14 protein-coding genes are annotated in these 17878 nt (G+C 64.8%); 7 read left to right on the forward strand and 7 right to left on the reverse strand.

Annotation, left to right across the window (positions count from 1 at the left end; genetic code table 11):
• Window positions 1–7 precede the first annotated feature (7 nt).
• From ASH00_RS01805 to ASH00_RS01815, 3 genes are read right to left on the reverse strand one after another with little or no spacing between them, the layout of a single operon-like run.
• A complete protein-coding gene (locus tag ASH00_RS01805) occupies window positions 8–628 on the reverse strand; it encodes a hypothetical protein (protein WP_056544198.1) in 621 nt (206 codons plus the stop codon).
• Complete coding sequence (locus tag ASH00_RS01810; RefSeq protein WP_056544201.1) at window positions 625–1296, reverse strand: hypothetical protein; 672 nt, start codon at window positions 1294–1296, stop codon at window positions 625–627. The genes ASH00_RS01805 and ASH00_RS01810 overlap by 4 nt, the downstream gene beginning before the upstream one ends.
• Before the next feature lie 48 nt (window positions 1297–1344).
• Window positions 1345–2220, reverse strand: coding sequence for a hypothetical protein (locus ASH00_RS01815; protein ID WP_157358961.1), 876 nt, complete (start codon window positions 2218–2220; stop codon window positions 1345–1347).
• Window positions 2221–2290: 70 nt separating this feature from the next.
• Between ASH00_RS01815 and ASH00_RS01820 the strand changes: the two genes are divergently transcribed.
• From ASH00_RS01820 to ASH00_RS01830, 3 genes are all read left to right on the forward strand, one after another.
• A complete protein-coding gene (locus tag ASH00_RS01820) occupies window positions 2291–3430 on the forward strand; it encodes a GuaB3 family IMP dehydrogenase-related protein (protein WP_056544206.1) in 1140 nt (379 codons plus the stop codon).
• A 50-nt stretch (window positions 3431–3480) separates the two neighbouring features.
• On the forward strand, window positions 3481–5205 hold the full coding sequence (locus ASH00_RS01825; protein ID WP_056544209.1) for a glycerol-3-phosphate dehydrogenase/oxidase: 1725 nt from the start codon (window positions 3481–3483) through the stop codon (window positions 5203–5205).
• An 87-nt stretch (window positions 5206–5292) separates the two neighbouring features.
• Window positions 5293–5778 (forward strand): PTS sugar transporter subunit IIA, encoded by a 486-nt coding sequence (locus tag ASH00_RS01830; RefSeq protein ID WP_056544212.1) that lies wholly within the window; start codon window positions 5293–5295, stop codon window positions 5776–5778.
• 77 nt (window positions 5779–5855) lie between these two features.
• Here ASH00_RS01830 and ASH00_RS01835 read toward each other — a convergent pair whose 3' ends face one another.
• Window positions 5856–7643, reverse strand: a complete 1788-nt coding sequence (locus ASH00_RS01835; RefSeq protein ID WP_235563119.1) for an ABC transporter ATP-binding protein — start codon at window positions 7641–7643, stop codon at window positions 5856–5858.
• Window positions 7636–9354, reverse strand: a complete 1719-nt coding sequence (locus ASH00_RS01840) for an ABC transporter ATP-binding protein (protein ID WP_056544216.1) — start codon at window positions 9352–9354, stop codon at window positions 7636–7638. The genes ASH00_RS01835 and ASH00_RS01840 overlap by 8 nt, the downstream gene beginning before the upstream one ends.
• A gap of 130 nt (window positions 9355–9484) precedes the next feature.
• Between ASH00_RS01840 and ASH00_RS01845 the strand changes: the two genes are divergently transcribed.
• The 4 genes from ASH00_RS01845 (at window position 9485) to ASH00_RS01860 (ending at window position 16604) form a co-directional block, all read left to right on the forward strand.
• Window positions 9485–10309 carry an SURF1 family protein gene (locus ASH00_RS01845; RefSeq protein ID WP_056544219.1) on the forward strand — a complete coding sequence of 275 codons (825 nt, stop codon included), beginning with the start codon at window positions 9485–9487 and terminating at the stop codon, window positions 10307–10309.
• Complete coding sequence (locus ASH00_RS01850) at window positions 10306–10770, forward strand: DUF3817 domain-containing protein (RefSeq protein WP_056544222.1); 465 nt, start codon at window positions 10306–10308, stop codon at window positions 10768–10770. Before ASH00_RS01845 ends, ASH00_RS01850 begins: the two co-directional genes overlap by 4 nt.
• Window positions 10771–10815: 45 nt before the next feature.
• Entirely contained in the window at window positions 10816–12402 is a 1587-nt protein-coding gene (gene guaA, locus ASH00_RS01855) for a glutamine-hydrolyzing GMP synthase (protein WP_056544225.1), read from the forward strand.
• A gap of 119 nt (window positions 12403–12521) precedes the next feature.
• A complete protein-coding gene (locus ASH00_RS01860) occupies window positions 12522–16604 on the forward strand; it encodes a DUF4011 domain-containing protein (RefSeq protein ID WP_082565831.1) in 4083 nt (1360 codons plus the stop codon).
• A 67-nt stretch (window positions 16605–16671) separates the two neighbouring features.
• On the opposite strand, the gene cpaB is transcribed toward ASH00_RS01860, so the two are convergent.
• Together cpaB and ASH00_RS16290 are read right to left on the reverse strand one after the other, a co-directional pair.
• Complete coding sequence (gene cpaB / locus ASH00_RS01865; RefSeq protein WP_056544230.1) at window positions 16672–17352, reverse strand: Flp pilus assembly protein CpaB; 681 nt, start codon at window positions 17350–17352, stop codon at window positions 16672–16674.
• A 133-nt stretch (window positions 17353–17485) separates the two neighbouring features.
• Window positions 17486–17830, reverse strand: a complete 345-nt coding sequence (locus tag ASH00_RS16290; protein WP_082565832.1) for an FmdB family zinc ribbon protein — start codon at window positions 17828–17830, stop codon at window positions 17486–17488.
• Window positions 17831–17878: the final 48 nt, after the last annotated feature.

Below are 17878 nucleotides of genomic sequence, written 5' to 3' on the forward strand. Positions count from 1 at the left end.
CGAAAGGCTAGAGCGGCCCGAACTGCATCCTGCCGTTCGGGTCGCTGTGCGTTCGGGACATTTCCTCAAGCGCCTGCCGTAATCCGGGCTCTTGCCCAATCCGCTCGCGGAAGAGGCGCGCAGCGTTCTCGATGTGCCACGCGGGGATGAGGAGGGTCCCGGCGAAGAACGCGACAAGGAAGAAGACTCCCAGCACAGCACCAGTGACGGATCCGGGGCTGAGGCTCGCATTCCCGGATAGGGCAAGCGCCAGTATGAGTCCGCACGATCCAACCGCCACGAGGGTGATTCCGGTCCAGGCGCCACGTACTGTGCGCGGGGCACGTGATGACGCCGGATGACGAGATGTTGGAACGGTCCGGCCACGCCGTCGCAAATGAAGTGCAGCCGCGGTTCCACCGGTGAGCGCAGCCCCCGCAACAGCGTAGGGAGCCCCACCGGGTGCGGTGGACGTCAGCGCAAGTGCCACGAGAGCCAGCCAGGCGCACCAGAAATACAGCATGAGGAAAGTAGCCCGGCTCTGTGCGTCGTTGAGTGCCATACGCCTGAGGATGCTGCCGGTGCCCTGTCCTGCCTCGCTGAGTTGAGGCGACATCCAGTAGTCGAGTGAACGGGTTTCCTGACTCATTCGGAACCCGTCGTGTCGTGATCGAGCTCCAGGGCTTCCTCGAACAGCTCCAGCGCAACGGAGCCGTCCACTTCGCGTTTCGCCAGTTGATCGCCATCACCCGTGGCCAGCTGCCACGTGCCGGACTCGTCGACCATGAGGTTGGCTGTCTTCGACTGCACACCCAGGCCGTGGTGCTTGATCTGCGCGGCAACCGGTCGGCGCCCAGGTGATCCGCTCCCATCCGGTTCCAGCCCTGAATCACCCAGGTAGTGTGCTGCCGCGTCCAACCCGAACTTCAGGACGGGCCTGTCGTTCTTCAGGGGAGTGAACCCGTGAGTGCCGTTGCCGTTGGCGTTCGCCACGAATGCCCCGCCGGCGGATGCCACAGCGAACATGACGTGGTTCCGCTCCGGAGTGACGAGCGCAATCTCGAGCCAATCGCCTGCAGTCGCCATCACGGCGGCGATAAATTCCGTGGGTCCCTTGAGGACCAAATCACTATCGCTTAGTTCGGCCAGGCCACGCACCAGCAGCGTTGTCATGCCGGCCTTGGTCAGTTGCTCGTTGTCTGCCTGCGGGGTGAGCCGAAAGATCTCGCGCGTCAGCGCAGTCGATTCACCGTCATTGAAGGCCAGGAGCGCCAAAATCTCGTGTTCGGTCAGTTGCAGCGAATCCGTAGTGGTCAATGCTCTCTCCGAGATCGGGGGCGGTTAGCGGTTCCTGAAATGACGCTACTATCCGAAGGCCCAGTTCCACGCATCTTCGGCTCCTTCCGCGATGGCATCAGCCCCATCAGAGATGGCGTCCCCTGCATCGGATGCAAAGTCGGTGATCCTTTCGGTGACCGGCACGTCTCCGGACAGGAACTGTGCGCCGGCCCAGACAAGCGAGGCCGCCGCGAAGAACGGAGCAGCCGGCGTGGGCGTGAGGCTGCCCGCTGCAAGGATTGTAGTGATGGCACCGTCGGCAACAACGTGCCCGTCCCCTGACTGGATACCCTGGTAGGCCTGACCCAGCCCGGTCAGAATGCTGAGCCCGCCGGCGAACTTGCCGGCCAGGTTCAGGGCATTGAGGGTCTGGGTTCCGCGGAGGTATCCCACTTCCGGCGCCGTGCCAAAGCCGGGAGTGAGCAGGTCCGCCCGCGCCATCGCATTCAGGAGGCGCTCGGCTCCAAGTCCGCCGGCAGAAGTGACCCAGTTCGCTATCTGGAACGGCGGCCAGGCACCAAGATCCCCGAGCCCGTTGCCGAAGAGGTCGAGGAGGTCATCGCCTGCGGAGGCAGGGGTACTTCCGTCCGCCGCGCTCGCAGGGACACCGTCGAAGCCGCCGCCGCCGTCGTCGTCGTTGCTTGTCTGCTCCTGCTGCACGGCCTGATCAACCAGCGCGTGCGACTGCGTCTCCAGCATGGCCGCCGTCTGATTGAGCTGCACGCGGACGGAGGTGTGCCAGCGGGTACGGAACTGGGCCGCGTCCGGACCGTTCCAGGGAATTCCGTTCAGCAGCGCAGTGATGGTTTGGTCCGCCGTCGTTATCGCGGCGCTTGAACTCCCCATTGAGCGGGCGAGATCGCGCAACTGTTGGGGGTCGGCCCCGATTGTTTCCCCAGACATGGTTCTGACTGTACGGAACGGAACCCGGGCGGGCGATGGGCACCTCTCCCCGCTGGGATAACCTAGACCGGTGACTTACGAGATTGAGATCGGCCGAGGCAAGCGCGGACGCAGGGCATATTCCCTCGATGACCTTGCGGTGGTCCCGTCGCGCCGCACCCGGGACCCACGGGACGTCTCGGTTCAGTGGCAGATCGACGCCTACCAGTTCGAGATGCCGGTCATCGCTGCGCCCATGGATTCGACCATGTCGCCCGCGACCGCCATTGCGATAGGCAAATTGGGCGGGCTGGGTGTTCTCAATCTCGAAGGCCTCTGGACGCGCTACGAGGACCCTACGCCGGTCCTTGAGGAAATTGCCGCACTGTCCACCGAAAACTTCAGCCCCGCAGCCACCCGCCGTATGCAGGAGCTGTACGAGGTACCCATCCAGGCTGAACTTATTACCAGCCGGCTGGCCGAAATGCGCGACGCCGGCGTGACCGTTGCGGGGTCACTCACACCACAGCGCACCCAGGAGTTCTACAAGACGGTTTTGGCCGCGGGCGTCGATATTTTCGTTATCCGCGGCACTACGGTCTCCGCCGAGCACGTCTCCAAGAACGAGGAACCGCTCAACCTCAAGCAGTTCATCTATGAGCTGGATGTACCTGTCATCGTCGGCGGCGCTGCCGGCTACACACCCGCGCTGCACCTCATGCGCACCGGCGCGGCCGGCGTGCTGGTGGGTTTCGGCGGTGGAGCAACGACGACGACGCGGCGCGCCCTGGGCATTCACTCACCGATGGCGTCGGCCATCTCGGATGTGGCTGCTGCCCGCCGCGATTACCTGGATGAGTCCGGCGGCCGGTACGTCCACGTCATCGCCGACGGCGGGATGGGCACCAGCGGTGACATTGTGAAGGCCATCGCGGTCGGTGCGGACGCCGTCATGCTCGGCTCAGCACTGGCCCGCGCAGAGGAAGCACCGGGCAAGGGCTGGCACTGGGGGCAGGAAGCCCACCACAGCGAACTTCCGCGCGGAGACCGCGTCAACGTCGGTACCGTCGGACCGCTTGAGGAAGTGCTCTGGGGGCCCTCTCATCACACCAACGGCACCTCGAACATGATCGGTGCGCTTCGCCGCGCCATGGCAACCACCGGGTATTCGGACCTGAAGGAGTTCCAGCGGGTCGAGGTAGTCCTCTCGCCCTACCTTTCCAACGGCTGATTGCCTAAGGTTGAGGGACCAGTCCGCAACGATGAAGGTGGATCACGGCCATGACCAAAGGCGCCCTCAGCCCCCAGCAGCGTGAAGATGCACTTGCCGCTCTCAAGTCCACCAGCCAACCCGGCAAGGAGCTGGACATCCTGATCGTGGGCGGCGGCGTCGTCGGCGTCGGTTCTGCCCTGGATGCGGTGACTAGGGGCCTCAACGTCGGAATCGTTGAGGCGCGGGACTGGGCAGCGGGCACATCCTCGCGTTCATCGAAGCTCATTCACGGTGGCCTGCGCTACCTCGAGATGCTGGATTTCGCCCTGGTTCAGGAGGCACTCAAGGAACGCGGCTTGCTGATCCAGCGAATTGCACCACACCTCGTCCGGCCGGTGCCGTTCCTGTATCCGCTGACCAAGCGGTTCATCGAGCGGCCGTACGTCGGGGCGGGCATCCTGCTGTATGACACGATGGGAATGACTTCCGGCAACTCGCGCGGCGTCCCCATGCACAAGCACCTCACGCGCAGGGGCACCCTCCGGGCAGCTCCGAGCCTCAAGGATGACGCCATGGTGGGGTCAATCCGCTACTACGACGCCCAGGTGGATGACGCACGCTACGTCGTCAACATGATGCGCACCGCGGTGTCCTACGGGGCCAAGGCAGCAAACCGGGTCTCCGTCGAAGACTTCCTCCGGGAAGGGGAACGCGTTGTCGGGGCACGGGTGAAAGACCAGGAGACCGGCGAGGAATTCACCATCCGCGCCAAGCAAGTCGTCAACGCCACCGGCGTCTGGACGGATGAAACCCAGGCCATGGTCACGGACCGCGGTCAGTTGAAGGTCCGGGCCTCGAAGGGCATCCACCTGGTGGTTCCGCGGGATCGCTTCCAGTCCACCGTCGGGCTCATTCTGCGCACGGAGAAGTCTGTCCTCTTCGTCATCCCCTGGGGCAGGCACTGGATCATCGGCACCACGGACACCGACTGGGATCTGGACAAGGCGCATCCGGCAGCGTCGTCGTCGGATATCGACTACATCCTCGAGCATGTGAATAAAGTCGTGAAGCGGCCGCTGACCCGTGAGGACGTGGAGGGCGTCTACGCCGGCCTGCGTCCGCTGCTCGCCGGGGAGAATGACTCCACGGCCAAGCTTTCCCGCGAACATGTGGTTGCCCACCCTGTTCCGGGGCTGGTCGTTGTTGCAGGCGGCAAGTGGACCACCTACCGGGTGATGGCCAAGGATGCCGTGGATGAAGCCTCGCGTGCGCTCGATGAACGGGTACCGGCCAGTTGCACCGAGACCGTCCCCCTGCTCGGTGCCGAGGGCTACCGGGCAGCCTGGAACAAGCGCGCGCGGATGGCGGAGGAAGCGGGTGTCCACGTCGCTCGTGTTGAGCACCTGCTGCAGCGGTACGGCACCGACGCAGAGCTGGTGCTCGGCCTCATCCGGGAGGACGCCTCGCTGGCAGAGCCGCTCCCGGGCGCCGACGACTACCTGCGAGCAGAAGTTGTCTTCGCCACCACGCATGAGGACGCCCGCCACGTCGATGACGTACTGACCCGCCGCACGCGCATCTCGATCGAGTCCTGGGACCGCGGCGTCTCGGCAGCTCCTGTTGTCGCAAGCCTGATGGCTCCGCATTTGAACTGGAGTGATGCGCAGGTGGACCGTGAGGTTAAGCACTACCTCGCCCGGGTGGAAGCTGAAAGACTCAGCCAACAGCAGCCCGATGACGTGTCGGCTGACAGCGCACGCATGGGAGTCGATGACATCGTGCCGCTAAGCTAGGGTCCGGATCGGTGCACCGGTCAGGCAGAGGCGCCCGGCGCACCCGTCCTCCACACACGTTCCCGAGTTACCCGTGAGAGGCCGGTTGTGACACCCCTCGACCTGCATGACGCCGAATTGACCACACCACAGTTGGTGATCCTCGACATGGTCGCTGAAGACAAAGCCGACGCCGCTGGCCAGTTGGCGGCGCGCCTGCACCAGGCGGGGCGCGTCACGGACCTTGAGGGCTTCCTCGCGCAGGTCAACTCCCGGGAGCACCAGATGGCAACCGGCTTGCCCGGAGGAGTGGGCGTGCCTCACGCCAGGAGCGAGTTCGTCGAGCAGACCTCGATCGCCGTCGGAGTCACGCGGTACGGGCACAGCCTCGACTTCGGTGCCCAGGATGGTCCTGCAACGCTGGTGCTGTTGATCGCGACCCCCGCAGCGTCCTTCTCCGAGCACCTCGAGGTCCTCGCAACCCTGGCCCGCTCCCTGTTCAAGGAGAACTTCCGCGAGTCGCTGCGCCGGGCACACGACGCGGAGGTCATCAGCGAACTCATCAACTCATCGTTGGTGTTCTTCGACCACTAACTCCAAGGGAAGTTTTGTGCAGCTCCGGTGGGTTCGACGCCGTCTGAACCCACCGGAGCTGCACTAAATTTCCGGGTTTATTCCGTCCGCCAGGATCGCCAGAGGGACGCATATGAGCCGCCGAGTGCGAGCAGCTCGTCGTGGGAGCCGAGTTCGGTGATGTTGCCGTTCTCCACCACGGCCACGCGGTCGGCGTCGTGCGCAGTATGCAGGCGGTGCGCAATGGCCACAACCGTGCGGCCCTCCAGAACCGCACTGAGTGAGCGCTCCAGGTCACGTGCTGCCTGCGGATCGATCAGCGACGTCGCCTCATCGAGCACCAGCGTGTGCGGATCGGCCAGGACAAGCCGGGCCAGGGCAACCTCCTGCGCCTGGGCGGGGGTTACCTCGTACGCACCTGAGCCAACCTCCGTATCCAGGCCCTCAGGCAGGGCGCGCGCCCAACCCAGCGCACCGACGTCGTCCAGTGCCTTTTCGATTTCGGTGGATGTCGCGTCCGCCTTGCCAAGCCGGATGTTGTCGGCGAGGGAGCCCACGAAGACGTGATGCTCCTGCGTCACCAGGGCTACCTCCCGCCGCAGCGCGTCGAGCGGCCGATCCACCAGCGGCACGCCGCCCACCGTCACTGAACCGCCGCTGGGCGGATGGATGCCTGCAATAAGCCGTCCAAGTGTTGACTTCCCGGCTCCCGAAGGCCCCACCATCGCAAGGCGCTCGCCGCGCCGCAACTGAAGGTCCACGCCGTGCAGCACGTCATGGCCCGGCCTGTAAGCGTAGCGGGCACCGGAGACAGTGATGTCATCGGACGAGGGCTGAACGTCGGTTGCCGTCCGGTCCGCCGGGACGTTCTTGATCCCGATGATCCGGGCCAGCGAGGCCGCACCCACCTGGATTTCGTCAGTCCACATGATGAGCAGGTCCACCGGGTCGATCAGACGGACGGCGAACAGTGCCACTGTTGCGACCGCGCCGGGAGTGACCAGGTCCATCGAGGCAAGCCAGCCGCCCCACAGCAGCACACCGGCCACCGGAAGCCAGAACGCGGTGTCCGCAGCCGGAAACAGCACCGACCGAAGCCATAGCGTGTAGCGCTCGGCAGCGAAACTGCCGGTCAGGGCCTCGTCGATCCGGTTGCGGCGCAGTCCTCCGAGACCGAGCGCATCTACGGTGCGGGCACCCTCGATGGTCTCCGTGATGGATCCGTTCACCACCGCGTAGCTCTCCCGCTCGGCCTTGTAGCCGGCGGAGCTGCGCTTGAGGTACCAGCGGGTGGCCGGATACAGCAGGGGAACACCCACCAAAAGGGCAATCGAAAGCAGGGGAGAGGTGAGGATCGCTGCGGCCAGTGTGATGATGATGGTCACCACCGAGACGACCACCTGAGGAACGCCGAAGCGGACGGTGTGGGAGACGGAGTCAACATCGTTGGTGGTACGGGAAACGAGATCGCCAGTGCCGGCCTTTTCCACCGTGGACAGCGGCAGCGAGGTGACCTGCGCCATGAAATCCTCGCGCAGCTCAGCGAACACCGTTTCACCGAAGATCATGCCGGCCCGGACTGCAAGCTTGCGCAGAACGGCCTGAACCACCAGGAATCCGAGCATCAGCAGTGACATGGCCGCAATGAACCCACTGGTGGTGCCCGCTACCACTGCGTCGACAACCTGGCCGAGAATGAACGGCCCTACCAGGCCTGCAGCGGCTGAGCCGACGTAGAGCAGCACAACCTTGATCAGCCCGCCGCGGTGATGGCGGATCAGGCGCAGCGATTCCGCCTTCACTGCTTGTGCGTCAGCGACCGGCAGCTTCGCCGATGCAGCTACAGCCGGATCGGTCACCGGCACTGACACCTGGATATCACTCACTGCGGATCACCACATTTCGGTAGGCAGGGACGGCGGACATCAGTTCCTGGTGCTTTCCCTGCGCACTCAGTCGGCCATCTTCGAGGAAGACAACATGGTCCATGGCGCCGAGCATCAGCGGGCTGGCAGTGACGACGACGGTGGTACCGCCTTCGGTGCGCCGCGCCTGTCCCAGCCGCTCTGCGATCCGGGATTCAGTGTGCGCATCGACCGCGCTGGTCGGCTCGATGAGCACGAGGGTCTCGGCATCCGTCAGCAGCGCCCGCGCAAGGACCAGGCGCTGGCGCTGGCCGCCTGAGAATCCGCGTCCCCGTTCGGTGACCTCGGAGTCCAGACCGGCCTCCAGGCCGTCGAGGATGTCCAGCGCACTGGCGGACTCAAGGGCGGCAAGGATCTCCACGTCACTGTGCCGCCCGTGCGGATCCAGCTGACTGCGCAGGGTGCCGGTGAACAACTGCGGGTTGGCCTCGCTCACCACGATGCGGCGCCGGACGTCATCGAGGGGGACCTCGTGCAGGGCGGCCCCACCCCACCGGACTACCGCTTCCCGCAACACCGCGTCATCGAACCTGCCCAACCGGGTGGCAAGGTCGGCAGACATCGCGGGGTCAGCTGAGACCAGAGCGGTCAGTCCGCCGGGCTTGAGAGCCACACCACTAGAGGTATCCACGAGCGGAGCGGGACCGTCCGGTGCTGCGGCAGTTGCGTTGTCGGTGATGTTCGAGTCAACGGACAGCACGTTGATGATCTTCCGCGCTCCGACGAGGGCCCGGATCGAGTGGGACACCCCATCCGCCGCGCTGCGGATCGGAGTCATAAGGAACACGGAGTAGCCAAACAACGCCACCAGTTGGCCGGGCTCAATCTCACCGTTCAACACCAGCGTGGCACCCACCCAGGTGAAGACCACGCTGAACGCACCGGCGATGAAGACCTGGGAGGCCTCGAGCGTGGCCAGCGAGCGCGCAACCTTGATACCGGCGTCGCGCGTTTCCGCCGACCGCTCACGGTACCGGCTGACGAAAATGTGTTCCCCGCCGATCCCGCGCAGCACACGAAGGCCGGCGACAGTATCGGCGCCGACGGCGGTCATCTTCCCTGAAGCGTCACGCTGTTCGCGCTGGCGTGCCTGCAACGGACGGACGACAAACAGGAGCAGCGCGCAGCATGCCGGAACACCGATCAGTACAACAACTGCGAGCATGACCGAGCTCAGAGCGATGAGCGCGCACACCACCAACCAGGAAACCAGTGCACCCGCCAGCCGGGCTGCGACGTAGAAAATCTCACCCAGGCGAGTGGCGTCAGAGGCCGCCGTGGACACGACCTCACCGGTCGACAGCTTCTGCGGCAAAGCGTCGCCCGTGCGGGTGATCTTGTAGCCCACGAGGCGGATCGACTTGAAGGCCGCCTGCATCCAGTTGCTGATCGCCGCGCGGTGCGCCAACATACCGGCGAACGCCTGCCCTACGGTAAGCGCAACCAGGATGAGGACCCACCACAGCAGCGCATCCCAGCTGCGGCCGATGATCCCCTCGTCGATGGCGCGGCCCAGTGCGAAGGGAACAACGGCCTGCGTCACCATGAGGAGCGTTTCGAGCACGACGGCGGCAGCAAGGGTGCCCTTCTGCCTGGATGCCAGCCACAACAGATAACGGGACGGCGACCTGAGGTCAGGTTGGCCCGGATCGGGGTAGGGGTACGAGCGCACGAGAATCAATCCTAGTCTCAAATCCCTTAAAGTGATAGATGATTCCCAATCACTCGCGCGAGAGTGATCTCGGTCTCCTGAGCAGGGCCCCAATTCGTTCCCTTCAAAGGGCACGAAGTACCGTTAAGGGGTGTTGAAAACCGCGCTCAAGCCGCGATGGATCCTCTCTCTGATCCTCGCTCTGGCTATTGCCGCGCTTTTCGTCCTTTTGAGCCAATGGCAGTTCTCGCGCTCGCAGGATTCCGCGCCCCCACCTCCGAGTACCACCGAGCAGGTTCAGCCCCTCACCAAGGTCTTTCAGCCGGGCATCCCGATGACTGCCGGCGTGGCAGACCAGATGGTCCGGATGGAAGGCCGCTTCCTGCCGGACACCCGCGTTCTGGTGCAGACACGCCTGCAGGGGGACCGCGACGGACTGTGGGTGGTTTCCGCGTTCGAGGTAGCGGACTCCGGGCTGCCATCCGCTGTTCTACCGGTCGTGCACGGTTGGGTACCTGATGCGCAAGCCGCGTCAGAGGTGCCCGAACGCGAGGGTGCGGCCGTCGTGCAGGGGAGGTTGCTGCCTACCGAAGCCCCGGCGGTTCAGGTGCCCGTTCCCGGTCAGGTTCCCACCCTGTCCGTTGCACAGCTCATCAACGTGTGGGATGTACCCCTGATGTATTCCGGTTTCGTTGTTTCCTTCGAGACCGTCATGGACGGCGGCACCGTCCAGCCCGAGGCGCCCCTTGAGGCAGTGACCATTGGTCCGCAGCCGCAGGAGACACCGCTCAACTGGCTCAACATTTTTTATGCCGTGGAATGGTTCGTCTTCGCCGGATTTGCCTTCTTCCTCTGGTGGCGGCTCGTGGCTGACGATCACCGCCGCACGCTGGAAGAGGAAGAGGATCAGGACATCGCGTCGGATCAACACTCTCCGCAACAGCTACAACCCACTACCGACGAGGTAAGAACGTGACCGATTCCGCACCCGCCAAGAGCCCTGCCGGCAAACGCCGCTTCGGTGGAACCCACGCCCAGATCCGATCGGCGCTCAGCTTCTACAAGGTGCTGGCGTATGCAACCGGCATCATGCTGCTGCTCGTGGTGGTGGAGATGGTTGCAAAGTACGGCTTCGGTGCGGAGATCATCGTCGGCGGATCCGCCGGGGCGCTCGGCCTGGTTGAAGAAGCCCAGGTGGACGGCGCCGGCGGGTTCAACCTCTCAACAGCCGTGCTCATCGTCCACGGCTGGCTCTACGTGGTGTACCTGATCGCGGACTTCCGGCTCTGGCAGTTCATGCGCTGGCCGTTCTCCCAGTTCGTGATCATTGCTCTGGGCGGCGTCATCCCGCTGCTCTCCTTCATCGTCGAGAAACGCGTCCACCGCCGGGTGGAGGAAGAACTCGCGGCCCACCCCCAAGCCAAGGCAAGGTACTGATTCCATGATGTGCAGCCTCACCCGTACTACCACTAGTGTTGACGCGTGACTACGCCCGCTCCTGCTCCAGAACACCAGCCGGTACTTGTTGTCGATTACGGCGCCCAGTACGCCCAGCTGATTGCCCGCCGCGTTCGGGAAGCGGACGTCTACTCGGAGATCGTTCCTCACACGATCAGCACCCAGGAGCTGCTCGCACGCAACCCGGCAGCAATCATCTTGTCCGGCGGACCGTCCAGCGTGTATGCCGAAGGCGCGCCACGCATAGATCCTGACCTGTTCGACGCCGGTGTCCCGGTCCTTGGCATCTGCTACGGCTTCCAGGCCATGGCATCAGCGCTTGGCGGTACGGTCGCGAAGACGGGCCTGCGTGAATACGGATCCACCGACGTCGCCGTTTCCGAAGGCGCCCGGTCCATCCTTGAGGGAACCCCTGACCATCAGAATGCCTGGATGAGCCACGGCGACTCCGTTCAGGCTGCACCCGAGGGCTTTGACGTCCTGGCCAGCACAGCCGGTGCTCCGGTTGCTGCGATTGCCCACGAGGGCAAGCAGCTCTACGGCGTGCAATGGCATCCCGAGGTCAAGCATTCGGCACACGGTCAGCAGGTGCTGGAGAATTTCCTGTTCAAGGGCGCCCGTCTGAACCCCAACTGGACCACCGGCAATATTGTCGAGGAACAGGTTGAGCGCATCCGCCAGCAGGTGGGAGACGCACGCGTGATCTGCGGGCTTTCCGGCGGTGTTGATTCGGCAGTGGCTGCGGCTCTCGTGCAGCGTGCGGTGGGCGATCAGCTCACTTGTGTTTTCGTTGACCACGGGCTGCTCCGAGAGGGTGAAGCCGAACAGGTGGAACGGGATTTCGTGGCCGCTACCGGCGTGAACCTCTACGTTGCGAATGAGCAGAAGCGGTTCCTTGAAGCACTTGAAGGTGTCGAAGACCCGGAGACCAAGCGCAAGATCATCGGGCGCGAGTTCATCCGCGCATTCGAGGAAGCCGAACGGTCCATCATGGCTGACGCCGAAGCCCACGGCGAGAAGATCCGTTTCCTCGTGCAGGGCACGCTGTACCCGGACGTCGTGGAATCCGGAGGCGGAGAGGGCGCAGCGAACATCAAGAGCCACCACAACGTGGGCGGACTCCCGGAAGACCTGCAGTTTGAGCTTGTCGAGCCGCTGCGCACCCTGTTCAAGGACGAGGTCCGCGCTGTCGGTGCCCAGCTCGGACTTCCGGCGGAGATCGTCGGGCGCCAGCCGTTCCCTGGCCCCGGCCTCGGAATCCGCATCGTCGGCTCCATCAACGCTGAACGCCTCGAGCTGCTCCGCAAGGCAGACGCCATTGCCCGAGCCGAACTCACGGCGGCAGGCCTCGACAACGAGGTCTGGCAGATGCCCGTGGTCCTGCTGGCAGATGTACGCAGCGTCGGCGTTCAGGGCGACGGGCGTACCTATGGGCACCCCATCGTGCTGCGTCCGGTCTCCAGCGAGGACGCGATGACCGCTGACTGGTCCCGGCTGCCGTATGAGCTCCTTGCCCGGATCTCCAACCGCATCACCAACGAGGTCGACGGCGTCAACCGCGTGGTGCTCGATGTCACCAGCAAGCCGCCGGGAACCATCGAGTGGGAGTGACTTCCGGCCGGCAGCTGTTGCCGGCGGTGGAGGGCGCTTAGCTGATAACAGCGTGAAATCCGACGCCGGCCCGCGTTGCTTGCAGCCTCGGTGGGGCAGCGTCGGCTAGCTTGTAAGACATGCCTATCTGGTCAAGATCAGGCCGTGAGGCCGCAGGGAAGAGGACAACCGTGCCAGTGCAGGATGCCGGGGACTCCGCCGAGGATTTCCTGATTCCGTGGCTTCGCAGGCTGGGGCCGCACGCGGGAACAGATACGCTGCTGCATTTCACGCCGTCGCGCTCCAACAGCATAGACCTCACGCACGCGCATCCGTCCGGCCTTGCACAGCTTCTGGCAGGCCGCCGAACTCGCCTGTCCACCCTGCTGCGCGATCCCGATCAGTACGCCGCCGCCATGAAGGCTGCACGGCTGTTGCGTGCCAAGGTCTACGAACTCGCAACCGAGCGCGGAATCGACGTCGGCTATCTTGCTGCGGGCACCGCTTCGTGGCGAACCATGGACGACGGCGGCCGCACGGACTCGCTGACGGCTCCGGTCCTGCTGACCTCCGTTGCACTGACTGTGCACGGGTCGCAGGATGACTACGAACTTCAGCTGACGGAGCAGGCGCGGCTCAACCCTGCGCTGGTGCGGACGCTGCAGACGGACCACGGGATCGATTTCGACGCAGATGCCGTGGCGCAGCTTGCCTACAGCACCGCCCGCTTTGACCCGCATCCCGTGCTGGACCGCCTCCGTGCACTGACCGACAACGTGCGCGGAATGACCATCGAGCATCACATCCTCGTGTCAACGTTCGCTGATCTATCCGATGTCGGAGCGGACGCAGCTGTCAGCCCGGAGCATCCCCTGCTGTCTGCGCTGATGGACGCTGCCCGGGAAGGCATCGACGCTCCAACAGATGCGGAAGCGCCGTCGCGGGACATGCCGCTTGATGACAGGCATCCGTCCACCGAATTCCTGATCCTTGACGCGGACTCCGGGCAGCAGCGGGTCCTTGACGCGGTAACCGCAGGCGGTTCGGTTGTTGTATCCGCACCTCCGGGAACAGGCCAGACTCAGACTGCCCTGAACGCAGCTGCTGCACTGGCAGAGCAGGGCAAGAGCGTGCTCGTGGTCGCCGAGCGGCGAGGAACCCTCAACCAGTTCGTGCAGCAACTCGACGCGCTGAATCTTGGCTCGCTCGTGCTGCAACTCAATGCCAACAGCAGCTCCACGCAGTTGAAGGATCAGCTGGTTCGGGCCATTGTGCGCAATGAGAAGGCCGTGCAACCGAAGCTCACGTCCCTGCATGAAACCCTCGTGTCCCACCGGCACAAACTGCTTGACCACGTCCGCTCCCTGCACAACGTACGCTCGCGCTGGGGGTGTTCGCCTTACCAGGCCATGCAGTCCCTTGCCGAACTGACGTCACTGAACCCTGCACCGGCCACCACGGTGCGGTTGAAGCGCAGCGTCATGGACAGCATTCCGAACCGCACGGAACTGACCACGCGGCTCCGCCGTGCCGCCGAGTTGGGCGGCTTCAGCAAGGAAGCGACCCACAGCCCGTGGTACGGAGCGAAGCTGCGCAACCGCAAGGAAACCGAGCACGCCCACAGCCTGGCGGTGGACCTGGCCCGGGACATCCCGCTCTTGCGCGAGAAGGTCGGGGCGGTTGCGGCGCACTCGCACATCGAGCTGGGAACCACCTTCGAGGAGTGGGGCGGGCAACTGGACCTGCTGGTCGCGGTGCGCGCCAGCCTGGACAAGTTCACACCGGACATCTTCGATCGACCGGTCACGGACCTCATCTCGGCAACGGCGTCCTCGTCCTGGCGGCGGGAACGCACCATCGAGATGAGTTCGATGACGCGGTCCCGTTTGCGCAGGGTCGCCAAGGAATACGTTCGCCCGGGCGTTCATATCGCAGACCTCCACCAGTCCCTCGTAGAGGTACAGGAACAACGCACACTGTGGACGAAGTACGCCACCACGGAGCGGCACCCGTCAGTGCCGACGGGGCTGGCGGAGATCAACAGCTTCTACCGCGCCATCGATTCCAAACTTACCGAGCTCACGGCGACGCTGGCCGGCACGCCGGGCGAGCCGCAGCTTTCCGGGATGCCGCTGGATGAGCTGGCAACCCGCCTTTCGGAATTGGCCCGCGACCGGCAGAGTCTGGCTACGCTTCCCGAGCGCACGCTGCTGCTCGATGAGATGCGGGACAACGGCCTGGGTGAGCTGCTCGATGACCTCTCTGCGCGTGAAGTGGGTGCCCGCCAGGTGGGGGCAGAGCTTGAGCTGGCCTGGTGGCAGTCCGCGCTTGAGGCGATGATCAGCGGTGATGATTATCTTGCAATGTCCGACGGCGCCAGCCTCCGAACGCTTGAGGCGGAGTACCGCCTCGCGGACAATGCGCATGTCGCTTCCGGCGCGAGCCGCATCCGCTGGGCACTCGCTCAACGGTGGCGGGCCGCGCTCGAGACCATGCCCGCCGAAGCCGATCAGCTCCGGGGCCTGCTGCGCGAGGGTGAGCCCGGACTGGACGCCCTCAGCGCGCAGGCCGATGAACTAGTCACCGCCCTCATGCCGGTCTGGGCAGCCAGCCCACTGGTCCTGCCGCTGGTCCTTCCCCAGGGCAAAACGTTCGACGCCGTGATCGTGCTCGACGCCGAATCGATCTCCCTCCAGTCGGTGGTTCCCGCTTTGGCGCGGACACAGCAGGTCATCGCCTTCGGTGACGATCGCCTAGGCGGCCCGCGCAGCTTCACGGTGTCGGTCGAGGACGAGCGCCGGAACACACCTGAGCACCTCCCGAGCGCTTATCAGGCGCTGGCGGCAGTCCTACCTTCGCTGAAGCTTCGGGAGATCTACCGGGGCGTGGACAAGGATCTGGCCGCCTTGCTCAGTGAACGCTTCTACGGAGATGAGCTGACCCGGCTGCCCTCGGCCTCAGAAGTTTCCGCAATGGAGCGCGCGTTCACCGTCGAGTACCTTGCGGACGGAACCGGCATGCCGAGCTCGGATCACGACGGCGTGGAGAGCGTCGCCGCCGAAGTGAACCGCGTAGTGGATCTGGTCTTCGAACACATCCGAAAGCGGCCGAGTTATTCCCTGGCGGTTGTGACTGCAAGCGCTCGGCACGCCCAGAGGGTCGGCGAGGCTGTTCGGCTTACCATGGCTGACGCTCCGTGGGCAGCTGACTTCTTCCTGCCGGGCAATGAGTCTTTCCGCGTTGTGCCCATTGATCGGGCAGCAGGCCTCACCCGGGACGCTGTTATTTTCTCGCTGGGCTTCGGCCGGACGCCGCACGGGCGCGCGCTGCACAATTTCGGGCCTCTCTCGGCGCCGGGCGGGCGCGGCAGGTTTGTCTCCGCGATGACCCGCGCCCGCTACCGGCTGCACGTCCTCACGTGCTTCCGGCCGGAGGATCTGGATCCTGAACGCCTGGGACATGGCGCGCTTGACTTCTACGAGCTCCTGCGTCGGGAACTCGGCGAGGAAGCGGTGCAGAGCTCCGAGGTCCCGACGGACGCCGCCAACGAAGACCCGCTGGTTGCGGACCTGGTGGAACGACTCCGGCAGCGCGGCGCCGTGGTCGGGAGCAATCACGCCGAGGTGCTGGACATTGTCGCAGCACCCGCTCCGGATGCTGCGACGGCCGATCAAGCTCTGCCTTCTGTTTCACCCGTGGCGATCGAGTCGGACGGATCGGATCGCTACCGTGGGATGACCGTGAGGGAGCGGAGCCGGCTCCGGCCACAGTTGCTCGAACGGATGGGCTGGCGCTACCTGCCGTTGTGGACGATCGAGGTGTTCACTGACCCGGAAGGCTGCGCCGACCGTATCTCCGGATATCTTGGTTTGGAGCAGGCTGACGGTCAGCGTTCGCGCCGGTCAGCACAGGAGCCACCTGCAGGAAACGGGGAGACGATGGAAACCGGAACCGACAGCACCCAGTCCGAGGACAGGGGCGATGCAGCCGGCGGCAAGGCTGGACCCGCCGCCGGAGACACGCCCGAAGATTCCGGGAGCGGGCATACTGCCGGCGCAGCGTCTCCTGCAGCCCAGCCCAGCTCCGAGGCAACAACGAGTACCGCACCGCAGGGAGATGTCATTCCGCAGCGTGCCGGTGAGGATGACCCGCGGTCCTGGAATGACGACGACGGCAACCATGACGAGTGGCTGAAGGAGCAGAAGCCGCCGCACTGGAGCTAGCATCCTCACTGCGGTGCTCGGGCCGGCGGTCACCATGGCTCAGGACCCGCGCCGCACTGGGTTTCACTTACCCGCTGCTGTTCGCCGCGGTAAGCACCAGGTGGACCTGACCCGTGCTGGAGGCTCCGGCCAACGCCGCGGCTTCATCAGGGTTTGCAGCGACGACGACCAGCCCGTCTTCGGTCCCTGACGGGGCCGAGAACGGTCCCGTTCCTGACTCTTCGGACGTCCAGAGCACTGGTAGCGCGCGCGCCAGGACGGTGTTCTTCGCTGACACTTCAAAGCCGTTGCCCGTACTCAGCACCACGTCTACCCGTTGCCCGGCCGCCAATAGCTGCACGGTTGATGCATCAGCCGGTCGAAGGGGGACAGCCACCGTGCCCTCGGGGCTACCGACGAGGAGGCCCGCTCCAACCAGGAAGTTCTGGGCAAGGATATCCCCGGAATAGACAGGCGTTGCCAGCTGCTGTCCGGCGACCAGATCCGGTGAACCGAATGAGTGTTCCGGGACGGCCGCCTCGGGAAGATGAACAACGGAAAGCTGGTCCGCAGTAAGGACCGTACCCACGGGAAGGTCCGCTGACGCAGCAACTACCTGCACGGTGGCCGGATCCGGTGGCAGGAACACTTCAACAGCGACACCGGCGGCAGCGCAGAGGATGCCGGCAGCCAGCAGGCGCCTCTTTCGGAAGATGAACGCGCGGACCCGGTTCCGAGTCCGGTTGGGAGCGCTGGCGGATTTTCTCATGGCCCAACGCTAGGCAGGCAGCCGTGCCAGTGGTCCGCAATGAGCCCCTATGTGGAAAAACCGCCCCGGGAGTGCCGGCTGTGCAGGACAACCGGGACTCCCGACGCGGGAAGTGCTCGCGAAAAGATCCAGGCTAGGCTGAAGCCGCCGAGCTGGTAGTCGCGGTTCTCTTTGACGTTGAAGACGACGACGTTGCTGACGTCGACGCTGGGGAAGAAGAAGGGGCCTTGCCCTCTGACCCCGACGAGCCTCCAGCCGGCTTGGCCGCCGGGCTGCTGCCCGCCTCGACTGAGGAGGACGTGGCACGGGAGTCCGTTCGATAGAACCCGGAACCCTTGAAGACAACACCCACGCTGTTGAACTTCTTGCGCAGCCTGCCCTCGCACTCGGGGCAGACGGTCAGGGAGTCATCCGAGAAAGACTGCTGGACGTCGAAGGCGTGGCCGCAGTCCCTGCAAGCGTAAGCGTATGTAGGCATCGACAATCCTCCTGGAGAAAGTTGTTCAGTGACGGTTCGGTTGCCCTG

The sequence above is a fragment of the Arthrobacter sp. Soil782 genome, assembly GCF_001428435.1.
In the GTDB taxonomy this organism is placed as follows: Bacteria; Actinomycetota; Actinomycetes; order Actinomycetales; family Micrococcaceae; genus Arthrobacter_D; species Arthrobacter_D parietis.

Coding starts and splice junctions, on each gene's coding strand:
- ASH00_RS01805 (WP_056544198.1), bottom strand. CDS start 628: ATGAGTCAGGAAACCCGTTCACTCGACTACTGGATGTCGCCTCAACTC.
- ASH00_RS01815 (WP_157358961.1), bottom strand. CDS start 2,220: ATGTCTGGGGAAACAATCGGGGCCGACCCCCAACAGTTGCGCGATCTC.
- ASH00_RS01825 (WP_056544209.1), top strand. CDS start 3,481: ATGACCAAAGGCGCCCTCAGCCCCCAGCAGCGTGAAGATGCACTTGCC.
- ASH00_RS01860 (WP_082565831.1), top strand. CDS start 12,522: ATGCCTATCTGGTCAAGATCAGGCCGTGAGGCCGCAGGGAAGAGGACA.
- cpaB (WP_056544230.1), bottom strand. CDS start 17,352: ATGAGAAAATCCGCCAGCGCTCCCAACCGGACTCGGAACCGGGTCCGC.
- ASH00_RS16290 (WP_082565832.1), bottom strand. CDS start 17,830: ATGCCTACATACGCTTACGCTTGCAGGGACTGCGGCCACGCCTTCGAC.